At 63.6% G+C, this 14,304-nt stretch carries 13 protein-coding genes; 5 read left to right on the top strand and 8 right to left on the bottom strand.

Features of this window, described 5'->3' with window-relative positions:
* Position 1: 1 nt before the first annotated feature.
* Entirely contained in the window at positions 2 to 412 is a 411-nt protein-coding gene (locus tag O0880_RS09755; protein WP_289886202.1) for a hypothetical protein, read from the top strand.
* Between the two features lie 193 nt (positions 413 to 605).
* On the opposite strand, the gene O0880_RS09750 is transcribed toward O0880_RS09755, so the two are convergent.
* The 5 genes from O0880_RS09750 to O0880_RS09730 form a co-directional block, all read right to left on the bottom strand.
* Positions 606 to 911, bottom strand: coding sequence for a hypothetical protein (locus tag O0880_RS09750; RefSeq protein WP_289886201.1), 306 nt, complete (start codon positions 909 to 911; stop codon positions 606 to 608).
* 33 nt (positions 912 to 944) lie between these two features.
* Positions 945 to 1,283, bottom strand: coding sequence for a hypothetical protein (locus O0880_RS09745; protein WP_156894758.1), 339 nt, complete (start codon positions 1,281 to 1,283; stop codon positions 945 to 947).
* Between the two features lie 630 nt (positions 1,284 to 1,913).
* Positions 1,914 to 2,141, bottom strand: coding sequence for a hypothetical protein (locus tag O0880_RS09740; RefSeq protein WP_071323224.1), 228 nt, complete (start codon positions 2,139 to 2,141; stop codon positions 1,914 to 1,916).
* Positions 2,122 to 2,391 carry a hypothetical protein gene (locus O0880_RS09735; protein WP_289886200.1) on the bottom strand — a complete coding sequence of 90 codons (270 nt, stop codon included), beginning with the start codon at positions 2,389 to 2,391 and terminating at the stop codon, positions 2,122 to 2,124. Before O0880_RS09735 ends, O0880_RS09740 begins: the two co-directional genes overlap by 20 nt.
* A gap of 180 nt (positions 2,392 to 2,571) precedes the next feature.
* Complete coding sequence (locus O0880_RS09730; RefSeq protein WP_289886199.1) at positions 2,572 to 2,739, bottom strand: hypothetical protein; 168 nt, start codon at positions 2,737 to 2,739, stop codon at positions 2,572 to 2,574.
* Positions 2,740 to 3,128: 389 nt separating this feature from the next.
* Here O0880_RS09730 and O0880_RS09725 point away from each other — a divergent pair, with 389 nt between their 5' ends.
* Positions 3,129 to 3,476, top strand: coding sequence for a hypothetical protein (locus O0880_RS09725; protein ID WP_289886198.1), 348 nt, complete (start codon positions 3,129 to 3,131; stop codon positions 3,474 to 3,476).
* Positions 3,469 to 4,416 carry an AAC(3) family N-acetyltransferase gene (locus tag O0880_RS09720; RefSeq protein ID WP_289886197.1) on the top strand — a complete coding sequence of 316 codons (948 nt, stop codon included), beginning with the start codon at positions 3,469 to 3,471 and terminating at the stop codon, positions 4,414 to 4,416. The genes O0880_RS09725 and O0880_RS09720 overlap by 8 nt, the downstream gene beginning before the upstream one ends.
* On the opposite strand, the gene hepB is transcribed toward O0880_RS09720, so the two are convergent.
* Together hepB and O0880_RS09710 are read right to left on the bottom strand one after the other, a co-directional pair.
* The gene (hepB, locus tag O0880_RS09715; RefSeq protein ID WP_289886196.1) at positions 4,399 to 7,287 is read right to left on the bottom strand and encodes a heparin/heparin-sulfate lyase HepB; all 2,889 of its coding nucleotides are present in this window, start codon (positions 7,285 to 7,287) and stop codon (positions 4,399 to 4,401) included. The genes O0880_RS09720 and hepB overlap by 18 nt on opposite strands.
* A 161-nt stretch (positions 7,288 to 7,448) precedes the next feature.
* Positions 7,449 to 9,716 (bottom strand): oligopeptide transporter, OPT family, encoded by a 2,268-nt coding sequence (locus O0880_RS09710; RefSeq protein ID WP_289886195.1) that lies wholly within the window; start codon positions 9,714 to 9,716, stop codon positions 7,449 to 7,451.
* A 260-nt stretch (positions 9,717 to 9,976) separates the two neighbouring features.
* Between O0880_RS09710 and O0880_RS09705 the strand changes: the two genes are divergently transcribed.
* Complete coding sequence (locus tag O0880_RS09705) at positions 9,977 to 12,256, top strand: PBP1A family penicillin-binding protein (RefSeq protein WP_289887336.1); 2,280 nt, start codon at positions 9,977 to 9,979, stop codon at positions 12,254 to 12,256.
* Between the two features lie 79 nt (positions 12,257 to 12,335).
* Here O0880_RS09705 and O0880_RS09700 read toward each other — a convergent pair whose 3' ends face one another.
* The gene (locus O0880_RS09700) at positions 12,336 to 13,052 is read right to left on the bottom strand and encodes a helix-turn-helix domain-containing protein (RefSeq protein ID WP_083411741.1); all 717 of its coding nucleotides are present in this window, start codon (positions 13,050 to 13,052) and stop codon (positions 12,336 to 12,338) included.
* A 335-nt stretch (positions 13,053 to 13,387) separates the two neighbouring features.
* Here O0880_RS09700 and O0880_RS09695 point away from each other — a divergent pair, with 335 nt between their 5' ends.
* Complete coding sequence (locus O0880_RS09695) at positions 13,388 to 14,302, top strand: triacylglycerol lipase (protein ID WP_071323219.1); 915 nt, start codon at positions 13,388 to 13,390, stop codon at positions 14,300 to 14,302.
* Positions 14,303 to 14,304 lie beyond the last annotated feature (2 nt).

Here is a 14,304-nt window from a genome sequence, read left to right as displayed (position 1 = left end):
CATGATGAACGACTTCCTGTTTACCGATTTTCTCGACGACCACGCCGTATATGCGGCCGTGCAAGCGTACTGGCAGGCGCGCCTGGCCTTCCTCGACGGCCAGTGCGCGCCCTATCTGCGCACCGCCTTTGCCAACGGCCAGCCATTTTATGACGGCAATCCCATCGTCAACCTGGCTGACAGGATCGCCGGCAAGGCGGCGCGCATCGTGCAGCAATGCCCGCGCGAATGCGGCCACGGCTACACGAGCTTCGAGCAGGCCATCGAGCTGGCCGATGGCGACGGGAGCCGGCCGGCGCAGGAAAAGATCATCGTGCTGACCTTGACGCAGGCAACTGCGCAGCAGGCCGAGGCGGAGCTGCGGGCCTGGTTTGCGCCAGTGTGCCCGCCTGGGCAAATAGTAGGGAAATGACTGGGCAGTGCACCAGGCGAAGAAAGCATCGATGTGAAAGTCAGCGGTTCGTGTGGCCGCACACGGTTGCGCGACCAGCATATGCCAAATAATCGCTGGCGTCGCTGCTATCGCTACTGCCCGACTCGGGCAGTGGCGGAAAAATCAGGCCTCGGCGGTATCGGCGGGGCCTTCAGACTTCAAATAGAAACAATTAGCGGCTTTTGCAGCGCAAAGCTTCGGCAGTGACTGCGACACCATCCAGACCGCTCGTTCCCGTCGACACCAAAAATATCGCATTACCGCCCCGTCGCGCAACTTCATTAATCGCCTTATTCATTGAATTGGAGGCTTTATTGAGTCCCAGTTGCTGATCTGTGCTAACGACGCCCAACGATTCACAATCGTCTTTTTGCGTAGCCGTTACTATGCGTACTTTTTCCGCACCGGCATCGAGCTGCGTCACGCAGCCGGATAAAACTGTCACCAAGACAAATGAGGCAAAAACAGATTTCTTCATGCTAATCCATATCCAATTGAATTTTATTTTTAATTAGGCACACGAGAATACAACAGTAGCCTTCGGATAGTTTCCGAAGACATAAGGGCCCGGATTTTCAACGGTCGATAACAACTTCATTGTTTTACCGACAGTCGCACACTTGGCATTCGCCTCAACAAGGGCTTCTGCCAGGAGTGGCTCCCTTCCGCTCGGAAATGCACCAGCTTGACGAGACACAACAAAGGTATCAGGTCCAGCCGCAACTGGTCCGGTACTGGAGGTTGCGCATCCAGCCATTACCGACATTACCGACATTAACATACAGACAGAAAGGATACGTTTCATTGATTCCTTAAAATATAGGACAATTACATGGAATAATTTTTTCACGCGCCATCCTTATCGATCATCGAATTACACGCCGCCGTCATTATATCCACTCCATTCTGCGTGAACAATGACCAACGGCCGCGCAATTTCAACAATTCGGAAACACCGTCATAATGGAATGCCGCACCAGCCGGCGCAAAATCCGTCCACGGCAAACCATCAGCCCCATTTAACAACTCCATTGCCGCAACACGCCTTTGTGCGTAAATCCCGGCCACCGGACAGCACCAGGATGGCGCGCAGCGACGCGCTGGCGCTGCCCCGCCCCCTGGAATTGGCGGACCAGGCAACAGCCTATTTTGCCTTGCGGTCGGCGTCGTCGATTTCTTTCAGGCGGATGCTGCCGCACAAGACCGTGCCGGGAAACTCTGCCATTCCAGTACTACGCCGCTGCGGCGCGCGCGGCAGCGGCCAGCGGATAGGCTGGCGTCTCGCCGAACGAGTCCGGCTGCGCCACGGCGGACAGGCAAGTGCCGGTGTCCACGGTTTTCGCTCACCAGCGTGGCGAGCGCTTCGGCATGTTCTGCCAGCGTTGGAACAATGGACATCTCAGGAAATACTGAAAGAGTCAGGTGCATCGGTCCTTGGCGGGCCCGTCAAAGTGGCACAAGCGTAAAACAGGAAGACAGGCTACGCAGCAATCGAATGCGACACCGTCAGCCACTCGCCAGGCAACAGGTTCGCCGCCGCTTCGCGGGTCGCCAGCACGCTGTCCGGATCGAGGTCGGAGCGGTTCAACTTGTAGGAATAGGCGAAATCGTCGGCGTCGAATGCCTGTCCCGCCTTGACGTAATACTTGAAGCCGACAAATGTGTCGGGATTGGTAACGACCGAGTACTCAAGCGTGACCTTGTTCATGGCGGGCCTCGTCAACGGTGGTGAGGCCTCCATTATGCGTCAATTCTGGGGGCGGCAATGCGACGACACGCTTTGCCGCCCCTTGCGCTACACGGACACGCTGCGCTTGCGGCAAGTCAATAACCGTGCTGCCCGCCAGGGCTACAGTAGCCTGAACCAACCACCACGTCATCGCCGCCATGCGCACCTTGCTCGCGAAGATCAGGAACACACTGGCGCCGCCGGCGAACCTGCCGGTGGCGGCACGCATGGCGCGCCTGTCGGATGCGCGTGGCCTGCCCGCCTTCGATCCCGGCCCGGCAGCCGTCGTGCAGGCCTGCACGGCCTGGCTGGGCGCGGCGCAAGACCATTCCACCTCGGCCGACGGCGGCGTCGCCCGCGATTACAGCCTGCTGACGGGATGGTCGAGCTCTTATCCGGAGACCACCGGCTACATCATCCCCACCATGATCGCCCTGGCGCAGCGCGCGGGCGACGAGGCGCTGCACCAGCGCGCGCGCCACATGCTCGACTGGTGCGTGGCGATCCAGTTCGCGGAAGGCGGCTTCCAGGGCGGCAAGGTCGATTCCACGCCGCGCGTGCCCGTCACCTTCAACACGGGCCAGATCCTGCTGGGCCTGGCGGCCGGCGTCGTGGCATATGGCGTCGCCTACCAGGATGCCATGCATCGGGCGGCACGCTGGCTGCGCGACAGCCAGGACGCGGACGGCTGCTGGCGCAAACATCCGACGCCATTTGCCAGCGCCGGCGAGAAGGCCTACGAAACGCATGTGGCATGGGGACTGTTCGAGGCGGATCGCGCGGCGCCTGGCCACGGCTACGGCGCGGCGGGCTTGCGCCAGGTCGACTGGGCGCTGAGCAAACAGCGCCCAAACGGCTGGCTCGCCTCGAACTGCCTGGACAACCCGCTCCTGCCCCTGACGCATACCATCGGCTACGCCTTGCGCGGCCTGCTCGAAGCGCACCGGTGCCGGCATCGCCAGGGCCGTGGCGGCCGATGGCCACCTGGCCGGCCGCCTGGGTCCGGACTTCCAGCCCGGGGCCGACTACGTTTGCCTGACCGGTTCCGCGCAAAACGCGCACTGCCTGTTCCTGCTGTACCAGCTCACGGGCGAGCGGCGCTTTCTCGACGCGGCACGCCGGTTGAATGGCTTCGTGCGGCGCTCGATCAGCGTCGACGGTCCGCCGCATGCGCGCGGCGGCGTCAAGGGCTCGTTTCCCGTCGATGGCGACTATGGCACCTGGGCTTACCTGAACTGGGCGGCCAAGTTCTGCATCGACGCGAATCTGCTGGAACTGGAACTGAAACTGAAGCGGGAAGTCAGCGATGCATGAACAGGCAAAACGCGCCGCCAGGGCCGTGCTGGAAGCCTGGCGCCGCGCCGCCAGCGCCCATCGCGTCCGCCAGAGCGGGCGCCATGTGACGCGCGCCGGATTGGCGGCCGACCTGCTGCGGCTCGGGGTGGCGCCAGGCGACACGCTATTCGTGCACTCCTCGCTGAAAAGCCTCGGCTACGTGGCAGGCGGCGCGGCGGCCGTGGTCCATGCCCTGCAGGACGCCGTCGGCCCGCAAGGCAGCTTGCTGCTGCCCACCTATTACCTGCCCGGCGGCACGGTGCGCGCCACCTGCGAGATGCAGGACTATGTATTCGACCCGCGCCGCCATGGCACGCACATGGGTCGCCTGCCCGAGGCGTTCCTGGCCAGCGCCGGCATCTGCCGCAGCATCCACCCCACCCATTCCGTCTCCGCGTGGGGCCGCCATGCGGGCGACCTGACCGAAGCACATCACCGCGCGCCCTCGATCTTCGGCGCCGGTTCGCCGTGGCAGCGCTTCATCGGCTGCGAGCATGCGAAAGTGCTGGGCCTGGGCATTTCCATGGGCCCGGTGACGTTCTATCATGCGCTGGAAGACGCCATGGGCGACGCCTTTCCCGTCCCCGTCTGGGAAAAGAATACCGTGCTGCTGGCCTGTCTGGACCACGGCGGCCAGCGCTGGGAAGTGCCCGTGCGCCCTTTCGACCCCGTCGTCGCGCAGCGCCGCATCGACCATCCCGGCCGGGCCGACTTGCGCGGGTATTTCCAGCGCGAGTTCGACGCCGCCGGCTTGCGCAGCAACGGCCAGGTGGGCGATGCGGCGTCGTGGCTGATACCGGCGCAGGGGTTTTTCAACCACCTGCGCCAGCTGGCATCGGACCACGTGACGATCTACGCGACCGCAGCGCAGCTGGCGGCGCGGCCTATTGCTGCCGGCCCGTCACGGCACGGCCGGTGATGCGGGCAATGCGGCCGCCGCCCTCGATGTGCTGCCTGCGCTGCGCCGCAGGTCGTACCAGCCGCCTCCATTGGCGATAAAGTACAGGGTGCCGCCATCGGCATTCACCTCATCCTCGATGGGACCGCCCGTGCCGCGCTTGCTCACCGTCCAGCTTCCCGCCTGCAAATCCGTCACCAGCACCTGCATGGATGCGCTTTGTGCCGGCAGCTCGACGGCGACCGTCCCGTCGAGCGGCAGGCCGCTCTTGGAAAACAGCACCACGCGGTCCTTGATTTTCACGCCGGCCAGCAAGGGCGAATCGATGGCCGTCGTGGGCAATGCGGGCAGCGCGCTGCTGGCGTCCATCACCTGCATCACGTTCAGGAACAAATCCGTTTCACTGGGCCCCGGCGGCGAGACTTCCAGCCGCCACGCACCCGCTTCCTCGGTCGAATACTCGGCTTCCGGCTGGATCGCATAATTGGTCCCGCCGACGCTGAATTCATTGCCACTGCCACCCACCTTGGCCAGCACGGCATTCGCCGGCAGCAAGGTGCGGTTGATCAGCTTGCCGTTGTACTGCAAGGTGTGGTTGTAGTCCCATTCCGTGCGCCGGATCACCACGGTGTCACCGCTGATCTCGGGTTCGCCCTGGCTGTGCAGCAGCCAGGTCTTCTTGAACCCCGCATCGCTGGCACTGACCTTGTCAAACACGATCAGGGCCGCCGGGTGGTCCGCGTTCTTCAGGTTCAGGAACACGAATGAGCGCTGGAACTGGCGCACCTTGCTGCTGTACGCGGCCGTCAGGTCGCCCTTGATGTAGCTGAAGTCCGGCGCCCCCGCCTCGGTACCGACCTGCTGCTGGCGCAGGACAGAGGCCACCTTGTAGCCGTTCGCCAGTTCCGCCAGGGTTTGCGGCTCTTCGCCCGGAAAGCGCTGGCCGCCGTCATTCGCATAGCCGTCAAAATGCTCGCCGGGGTCGTACACCAGCATCGAATTATGCGCGATGGTGCGCTTGTGATAGTTCATGTCGTGCGCGCTGCCGTATTCCAGGGGAATGGAAGGGTCGGCAACATCCTTGCCGCTATAGATGCCCGAATCGATGGCCAGCCCGCCCTTGTAGTAAATCTGGAAATGTCCGGCGTCGTAATGCTCGTGATTGCCAAACCAGTCGCCACCGAGCTTCATCGTCGCGATCACGTTACCCGACTGCACTTGAATGCGCTCGCCCTCGGTCCAGCCCGTGCGGGCGATCATCAAGCCTGCCGGATCAGGGAAATACTTGGTCAAGGGCAACACAGCGGGGCTGGGCGTGCTGCCCATGGTCGTATTGCCAAGCAACACAGGCCAGATGCTGTCCTTGGTGTGGATAAAGTTCGTCGACTGCTGCAGCGACTGTTTCAGGTACTCATGCTTTAACGTGGAGTTATTGTAGTAGGTCGCCGGCAGCAGGAAGGCCAGCGGCTCGCTCCAGTACTGCGTGCTGTTGGTGTAGGAGGAATGGTAGACGTCGCCATCACGCATCCATTGCCCGTCGGGGCGGCGCGCATACAGCCAATGGTAGGGCATCATCTGCTGCACGGAATCGAACACGGGGGCAGCCCCCATGCGCCGGAACAGCCATGCGGCGTACATGTCCGCCAGGAAGCGCACCGTGCCGTAGGAAGCGCCCTGGTGATAGGCTTGCGCAGCGTAGGCGTAGTTGCGCGGCGCGATATAGTCGGCAAAAAAACGCCCGGCAACGATGTTGTAGACCAGCGGCGCCTCGTCATAAAAGGCGATGGCGGCGGACAGCTGGTCGCGCAACAGCTGGTTGTCGCTGCCATGGCCCACGACGGCGCCCTGCCGCGATGGCGGAAAGCCGATTTCCATCGTGGCCGCAAGCTGCGTGAAGCGCGTGACGACATACGCGCGCTGCTGCGCGCTCATCAGATTGAAGCACCAGTCATACACCATGGCGCTGGCCAGGATGACCTCGCCCTTTTCGTTCGGGTGATTGTAACCGGGCGCGAACTGCACGGCCGCCAGGTAGTCGAGCAGCATTTGCACCGCTTCCCTGCCGCGCGGCGCCTGCGCGGCAGGGAAGCCGTGTTCGTACAGCAGCGAGTGCAGCGCTTTCGCCTTGATCCTGCTCACCAGCTCGGTCTGGTGGTTGCTCCTGGCCGGACCGCCGGGCACGAACACGGGCAGCGCCACGACGGCCGGCGCCTCGATGAACGTCTTCAGGGCGGCGCGGTGCGTCGCCATCTCCTGCGCGTCCGACTCGAAACGGCCGCGTATCGCGGCCAGGTCGCCTGCCCTGGCAAACAGGCGCGGATGTTCGCCGGCAGGCGGCAGCACGGTGGGCAGCGGGTACACGCCATAGCCTTGCGGGACAAAATCGGCGAGCGCCGTCACCAGCAGGCAGTCGATCCCCAGGCCGCCCTCGCGGTACTTGATCTTCAGTTCGCGCGCGCCGGCAGCGAGCCAGCGGGTGACGGGCACCCAGGTCCACCGCGCTGGCTGGCCAACGGTCACCGGCACGGCGACGCTGGCATAGGCGGCACTGTCGACCGCCAGGTACAGGGACGCGGCGCTGGCCGCCGGCGCCAGCACGCGCAGCCAGATCGTGTACGTGCCGTCGCGGGGTACGGCCACGGGATACGACAATTGCGCTGCCGCGCCTGGCGTGTCCGCGCGCACGAGGTCGGCGGGCGTGCTCAGGTAGGCGCCGCCGGACACCACGTTGCCGCCCTCGTTTTCCAGCACCCACGGCGCGCCGGGCGCCGTGCCCTCCGCTTCAAACATGGCCTCGACGGGGAAAGGCGTGGCATGCAGGACCGGACTGGCGGCCAACAAGGCAGCAGAGATAAAACCTTGCAACTTGTTACGGTATCGCAGCTTGGACATGAGGAAAACTCCAGTATGTTGTATTTTAAATAGCAAGAACAATACACCATTTGAGGCAATTTGATTTCATTTTTATAACAAAATACCTGGAGCAGCCGGCGCCGCGCATAAAAAAACCGCCCGGTGCGAGCCGGGCGGTTTTCATGGGGCTTAGTCAGACATCAAGCCTGCGGCTTGTCGGCTTTCTTCTCGCGCGCCACGATATACAGCAGCACGATGATGGCAGCGTACGGCAGCAGCGACAGCACGTCCGAGTTCATGCCCGCGTAGAACGGGTTGCCATGCTCGGCCCAGTCGGCCATCATCTGGTCGAAGTGCGTCAGCACGCCGGCCGTAATGGCGATGATGATGCCGGCCAGCGCGCCGCCGGCGATGTAGCCCGACGCCAGCAGCACGCCCGAGCTGCGGTCGCCCGCCAGCTGGCGCTCTTCGTCATTGAGCCTGGCGTTGTGTTCCAGCTTGTTGTTGCGGCGGTCCGCCAGCCAGCGCACCAGGCCGCCGACGAAGATCGGCAGGGTCGACGACAGCGGCAGGTAGACGCCCACCGAGAACGCCAGCGACGGGATGCCGGCCATTTCCAGCACCACGGCGATCATCACGCCGAACAGCACCAGGGTCCACGGCAGCTGCTGGTCGAGGATGCCCTTGATGATGTAGGACATCAGCACGGCCTTCGGCGCATCGTATTTCTTCACTTCCGAGCCGTCCGGACGCTTGCTGTAATGGCCATTGATGCCCGGATCGACCAGGTAGGCCAGCTGGCCGTCGTCCTTGACGAAGTACTTGCCGGCCGGGCCGCCCACGGTATCGGTCTTTTGCCAGACTTTATACGTATTGTGGTCGGTCTCGGCTTGCGGGCCATGCAGCTCGCCCGTCACCGTCAGCTTCGACGCATCGACCGTCAGGCCAGGCGCCACTTGCGCGGCCGGCACGTAGACGGTGCTCGCCTCGTTCAGCTTCAGCAGGATCGGGCCGAGGATCAGGGCCGACGACAGCGCACCGGCCAGGATCGCGTACTGCTGCAGGCGCGGCGTGGCGCCCACCAGATAGCCGGTTTTCAAGTCTTGCGAGGTGGTGCCGGCATTGCTGGCGGCAATGCACACGATGGCGCCCACCGACAAGGCGGTCACATAGTAACGCCCGCCCGTCCAGCCCATGATCAGGAAGATCAGACAGGTAAACAGCAGGGTGGCCACGGCCATGCCCGAGATCGGGTTCGACGACGAGCCGATTTCACCGGTCAGGCGCGACGAGACGGTGGCGAACAGGAAGCCGAAGACGAGGATCAGCAGCGCGCCGAGGAAATTCATGTGCAGCGGCGTGGCGAAGGTGATCACGGCGATGATGGACAGGCAGCCGATGATCACCCATTTCAGCGGGATGTCCTGCTCCGTGCGCAGGGTCGACGTGACCTTGACGCCCTTGCCCAGGCCCTTCAGGCCGGCCGACAGGCTGCGCCAGATCATCGGCATGGCGCGCACCAGCGAAATCAGGCCGCCGGCCGCCACGGCGCCGGCGCCGATGTACAGCACGTAGGCGCTGCGGATATCGTCCGCGCCCATTTCGCTGATCAATTTGGTGCCCGGCGAGAGCACCGTGGTCAGGCTGTCGCCGAAGAATTTGATCATCGGGATCAGCACCAGATACGACAGCACGCCGCCGGCCGCCATGGTGGCGGCGATGCGCGGGCCGATGATGTAGCCCACGCCCAGCAGCTCGGGCGAAATCTCGGCGCCGATGGAGCCGGCCTTCAGCGGAGCGCCGAATTCCACGCCCGGCGTGTCCTTCCAGCCCTTGAACGAGATATTGAATACCTTGTACAGCAGGCCGACGGCGAAGCCGCCGAAGATGATCTTGGCGCGGCGCTTGGCGTCCTTCGCGGCGGCCGAGTCCTTTTCGATGCTTTCGCCGGCGGCGATGCGCGATTCTTCCGTGGCGGCCGCCTTCAGCACTTCGGCGCAGGCCGTCCCTTCGGGGAACTTGAGTTCCTTGTGCTGGTCGACGATCATGGTGCGGCGCATCGGGATCATCATCAGGATGCCCAGCAGGCCGCCGAGGACGCCGACCAGCATGACGCGCGAGATTTCCAGGTCGAAGCCGAGGATCAGGATGGCGGGCATGGTCACGCCCAGGCCGAAGGCCAGCGACTCGCCGGCCGAACCGGCCGTCTGCGTGATGCTGTTTTCCAGGATCGAGGAATCCTTGCCGCCCACCTTCTTGGCCAGGCCGAACAGGGTGATGGCGATCACGGCGACGGGAATCGAGGCGCTGACGGTCAGGCCCACTTTCAGCACCAGGTAGAGCGAGGAGGCGCCAAAGACCATCCCCAGGATGACGCCCATCAACAGCGCGCGGAAGGTCATCTCGGGCAGCTTCGCATCGGCCGGGATGTACGGCTTCACGGCGCTCGGCATTGCATCTTTTGCCATAAATAAATCCTTAATTTTATAAAATAAACAGCCCGGATTGACGCCCGGGCTATTTTCTTGAAGCCGAGACTATCGCACAGCCGCGTTTCGATGAAAAGGTTTTTTGCTCCCGCTCCCGACGGGCGGCCCCGGCGCCCCGCCCGCGCCGGAGCCGCCGGCGCATTGGTCTATAATCGCTGCCACCGTGCCTTGCACGCTCACGTGAGACTGCCTTGACTGCCAAACGAACCGGATTTCCCTGGCCTTCGCGCCGCGCCGCCATGCGCGGCGTCATCCTCGCCGGCTGCGCCGCGCTGGCTGGCGCCCTGCTGCTGGCCGCCTACCTGTTCCTGTATGTCAAACCGCGCCTGCCCGCGCTCGACGTCATCACCGACTACCAGCCGAAGATCCCGCTGCGCGTGTACACGGCCGACAATGTGCTGATCGGCGAATTCGGCGAGGAACACCGCGACTTCGTGCCCATCGCGCAAGTGCCGGAAATGATGAAAAAGGCCCTGCTGGCCATCGAGGACAGCCGCTTCTACGAACACCACGGCATCGACTTCGTGCGCGCCGGCGGCGCCGTGCTGTCGAACTTGCGCCACGGCTTCGGCCACGGCGGCGGCTCGACCATCACCATGCAGGTGGCGCGCAATTTCTTCCTGACGCGCGAAAAAGTCGCCTCGCGCAAGCTGAATGAGATCATGCTGGCCCTGAAGATCGAATCGGCCCTGTCGAAGGAGCAGATTCTCGAGCTGTACATGAACCAGATGTACCTGGGCCAGCGCTCGTTCGGCTTCGGCAGCGCGGCGCAGACCTACTTCGGCAAGCCGCTGTCCGAGCTGTCGATCGCGGAAATGGCCATGCTGGCCGGCCTGCCGCAAAACCCCTCGCGCCACAACCCGATCAGCAATCCGAAAAAGGCGCATGCGCGCCAGCAGCTGGTCTTGAAACGCATGCGCGAACTCGATTACATCAGCGAAGGCCAGTACCGGCAGGCGCTGGCGCAGCCGCTGCATGTCAACAGCCGCGGCAAGCAGGGTTTCGACACGCACGCCGAATACGTGGCCGAACTGGCGCGCCAGGCCGTGTTTGCGCAATACAAGGAAGACAGCTACACCAGGGGCATCAGCGTCTACACGACGATCTTGAAGGCGGACCAGGATGCGGCCTACGCCTCGACGCGCCGCAACGTCATCGCCTACGACCAGCGCCACGGCTACCGCGGCCCGGAAACCTTCATCGACTTGCCGCCTGATGCGGAACAACGCGACGACGCCATCGATGTTGCGCTGCAAAAACGCCCGGACAGCGACGGCCTGATCGCCGCCGTCGTCACCGACGTCGCCAGTGGCAAGGTGGTGGCCGACACGGGCGATGGCGACGCCAAGACCATCACGGGCGACGGCCTGCGCTTCGCCGCCCCGGCCCTGTCCGCCAAGGCCGGCGCCGGCATCAAGCTGCGCCCGGGCGCCGTGATCCGCATCAGCCAGGACGCCAAGGGCAACTGGGCCATCACGCAAGTGCCGCTGGTGGCCGCCGCCTTCGTCTCGCTGGACGTCGACACGGGCGCCTACCACGCCATGGTTGGCGGCTTCGACTACAACCTGCAAAAGTTCAACCACGTCACGCAGGCGTGGCGCCAGCCCGGTTCGGCCATGAAACCCTTCGTGTATTCGGCGGCGCTGGAAAAAGGCTTTTCGCCGGCCACCCTGATCAACGACGTGCCTTTGGCACTGCAGGCGGGCGGCAAGGTGTGGGCGCCGCAGAATGACGATTTCAAGTTCGACGGCCCCATCACCATGCGCTATGCGCTGGCGCAATCGAAGAACGTGGCCTCGGTGCGCATCCTGCGCGCGCTGGGCGTGTCGTACACGCACGACTTCCTCGAGAAATTCGGTTTCGACCCGGCGCGCCAGCCGAACAACCTGACCATGGCGCTGGGCACGGGTTCCGTCACGCCCGTGCAGATGGCGGGCGCCTACGCCCTGTTCGCCAACGGCGGCCACCAGGTGGAACCGTATTTGATCGACCGCATCGTCGACGCCAAGGGCGCCATCCTGATGCAGACCAAGCCGCCGGCGCCGAACGACGACAAGACCCTGGCGCTGGACCCGCGCAACGCCTTCGTCATGGACAGCATGCTGCGCGAAGTGACGCGCTCGGGCACGGGCGCGGCGGCGACGAAGAAACTCGGACGCAGCGACCTTGCCGGCAAGACGGGCACCACCAGCGACGCCGTCGACGGCTGGTTCGCCGGCTACGGCGGCGGCATCGTGGCGGTGGCGTGGATGGGCTATGACGAGCCGAAATCGCTGGGCGGGCGCGAATTCGGCGCCACCCTGGCCATGCCGATCTGGATCGACTACATGCGCACGGCCCTGTCGACGCGCCCGCAAGTCGCGCGCGCGGTGCCGGCGGGCCTGAGCCAGGTCGACGGCGAATGGATGTACGATGAATTCATCGACATGAACGGCGTGAAAACGCTGGACATGGAGGCCGAGACGCCTACGGATCCGGCGGCCGTGCCGGAGACGCTGCCGCCGGAAACCACGAACTGATGGGTAAAGGGCAGTTCGCGTAGGCCGGGTCAGCCGGAACGGCGTAACCCGGCATGAGCCGCCGTCCGTGCGTGTCGGATTACGCTGCGCTAGTCCGACCTACCTCGCCGCTCATGCTCAAATACCTGCGCACCGTACTGACCACGCTATCGGCAAAATCGTCGACATTGACTTTCGCGGCGCGGTACTTCCAGCGTTTCACGTACCAGTCCTGGAACAGGGCCAGGCAGTGCGCGGAGAGCAAGGTGGGATCGCCATGCGGCTTCGGCTCGATTTCCGCGATGGTGGCGGCGATCAGGGTCTGGACGAACAGTTCGGAGTTCTTCGCCATGCTGCGCTGCTCCACCTGCAGCACGCGCGAATCCATGAAGACGAAGTAAAACCACGGCTGCAGCACTTCAGACAGGTAGATCGACGAGCGTATCATCGCTTCCAGGCGGTCCAGCGGCGACTTCACGTCGGCGAACAGCAGCGGCAACGCCTGCGTGGCGTGGCGCACCACGTCCTCGATCATTTCGGCCAATTGGTCCTTGCTGGTGATGTAGCCATACAGGCCGCCCATCGACAGCCCCGTCTCGCGGCACAGGTCGCGCAAGCTCATGGCGCGGAAACCGACGTCATTGGCCAGGCGGAACGTGGCGCCGAAGATGCGTTCGAGATTTTCCAGCGCCGGCTTGCGGCGCTTGACGCCGATACGGCCCGCGTGGCGGTCAAGAATATATTCCCAGATGTTTTCGCCATTCAAGGGCGTCATCTGCTGAAACTGTTCGAAATTAAAATGGGTCGACAAGTGCATTCCCAAGTAACGGTTATGAGCGGTGTAAATACAGTGCCTGGGCGGCGCTGCAAGACGGCGGGACGGCTGATGCGGGGCCGATTATAGCTCAGGAAAACAACTATTTTACTTTTCAACTATGCAATGAGTGCATAAGCAACGATGAATGCGCACAGATATTGCGCTGCATCATGCAATTTAAATGCAATTTAAATCCAGCGGTGCTACATTTAAAAAACCGAGCGCTCGCTATATTTCATGCATCGACAGAATGTGCAGTGGGCACACGGGTAATCACTACAGCATCGACATTTCCACTATTAATTCAATCGACTATTAATAAGAACGGAGACAAAATGAAGACTCGCTTTTGGCAACTACTATCCACGCTGCTCCTCGCCATCGCCATCCTGCCCGGCAGCGCCAGCGCGGCCGGCTACACGCAAACGAAATACCCGATCGTGCTCGTGCACGGCCTGTTCGGCTTCGACAAGCTGGGGCCCGTCGAATATTTCTATGGCGTCCCCGCCGCCCTGCGCAGCGGCGGCGCGCAAGTCTATGTGACCACCGTGTCGGCCGCCAACAGCACGGAAGTGCGCGGCGAACAGCTGCTGTCGCAGGTGCGGCAAATCCTCGCCGCCACGGGCGCGGCCAAGGTCAACCTGATCGGCCATAGCCACGGCGGCCCCACGGCCCGCTATGTAGCGTCCGTGCGGCCCGACCTGGTGGCTTCCGTCACCAGCGTGGCCGGCGTCAACAAGGGTTCGAAGGTGGCCGACATCCTCATCGGCGCGGCCCCCAACACGAGCGGCGCGCTGGGCAATGCGCTCGCCAGCCTGATCGGCATTTTGTCGGGCAACAAGGGGCTGCCGCAAAACGCGGGCGCCTCGCTGGCCTCGCTGTCCACGGCCGGTTCGCTGGCCTTCAACAGCCGCCATCCGCAAGGCATCCCGGCCACGGCCTGCGGTGAAGGCGCCTACCAGGTGCAGGGCGTGCACTACTTTTCGTGGAGCGGCGCGCAGCCGTACACGAACGTGCTCGACGTGGGCGACCCGCTGCTGGCCGCCATCAGCCTGGCCTTTGGCGGCGCCAAGAACGATGGCCTCGTCAGCAGCTGCTCGAGCCACCTGGGCAAGGTGATCCGCGACGATTACGCCATGAACCATCTCGATGAAGTCAACCAGTTCGTCGGCATCGTCAACCTGTTCGAGACCAGCCCCGTCACCGTCTTCCGCCAGCAGGCCAACCGCCTGCAAGGCCTGGGACTGTAAGG

Origin of the sequence: Janthinobacterium sp. SUN118, assembly GCF_030397695.1 — a bacterium.
In the GTDB taxonomy this organism is placed as follows: domain Bacteria; phylum Pseudomonadota; class Gammaproteobacteria; order Burkholderiales; family Burkholderiaceae_D; genus Janthinobacterium.
Note: the sequence above shows the minus strand (reverse complement) of the source record. Positions and strands in the feature narration are given on the sequence as shown.

What these genes read in the sequence shown, in the direction of transcription:
- O0880_RS09750 (WP_289886201.1), bottom strand. Translation starts at nt 911, where the DNA reads ATGAAGAAATCTGTTTTTGCCTCATTTGTCTTGGTGACAGTTTTATCC.
- hepB (WP_289886196.1), bottom strand. Translation starts at nt 7,287, where the DNA reads ATGTCCAAGCTGCGATACCGTAACAAGTTGCAAGGTTTTATCTCTGCT.
- O0880_RS09755 (WP_289886202.1), top strand. Translation starts at nt 2, where the DNA reads ATGATGAACGACTTCCTGTTTACCGATTTTCTCGACGACCACGCCGTA.
- O0880_RS09740 (WP_071323224.1), bottom strand. Translation starts at nt 2,141, where the DNA reads ATGAACAAGGTCACGCTTGAGTACTCGGTCGTTACCAATCCCGACACA.
- O0880_RS09720 (WP_289886197.1), top strand. Translation starts at nt 3,469, where the DNA reads ATGCATGAACAGGCAAAACGCGCCGCCAGGGCCGTGCTGGAAGCCTGG.
- O0880_RS09710 (WP_289886195.1), bottom strand. Translation starts at nt 9,716, where the DNA reads ATGGCAAAAGATGCAATGCCGAGCGCCGTGAAGCCGTACATCCCGGCC.
- O0880_RS09695 (WP_071323219.1), top strand. Translation starts at nt 13,388, where the DNA reads ATGAAGACTCGCTTTTGGCAACTACTATCCACGCTGCTCCTCGCCATC.
- O0880_RS09705 (WP_289887336.1), top strand. Translation starts at nt 9,977, where the DNA reads ATGCGCGGCGTCATCCTCGCCGGCTGCGCCGCGCTGGCTGGCGCCCTG.
- O0880_RS09700 (WP_083411741.1), bottom strand. Translation starts at nt 13,052, where the DNA reads ATGCACTTGTCGACCCATTTTAATTTCGAACAGTTTCAGCAGATGACG.
- O0880_RS09735 (WP_289886200.1), bottom strand. Translation starts at nt 2,391, where the DNA reads ATGCGTGCCGCCACCGGCAGGTTCGCCGGCGGCGCCAGTGTGTTCCTG.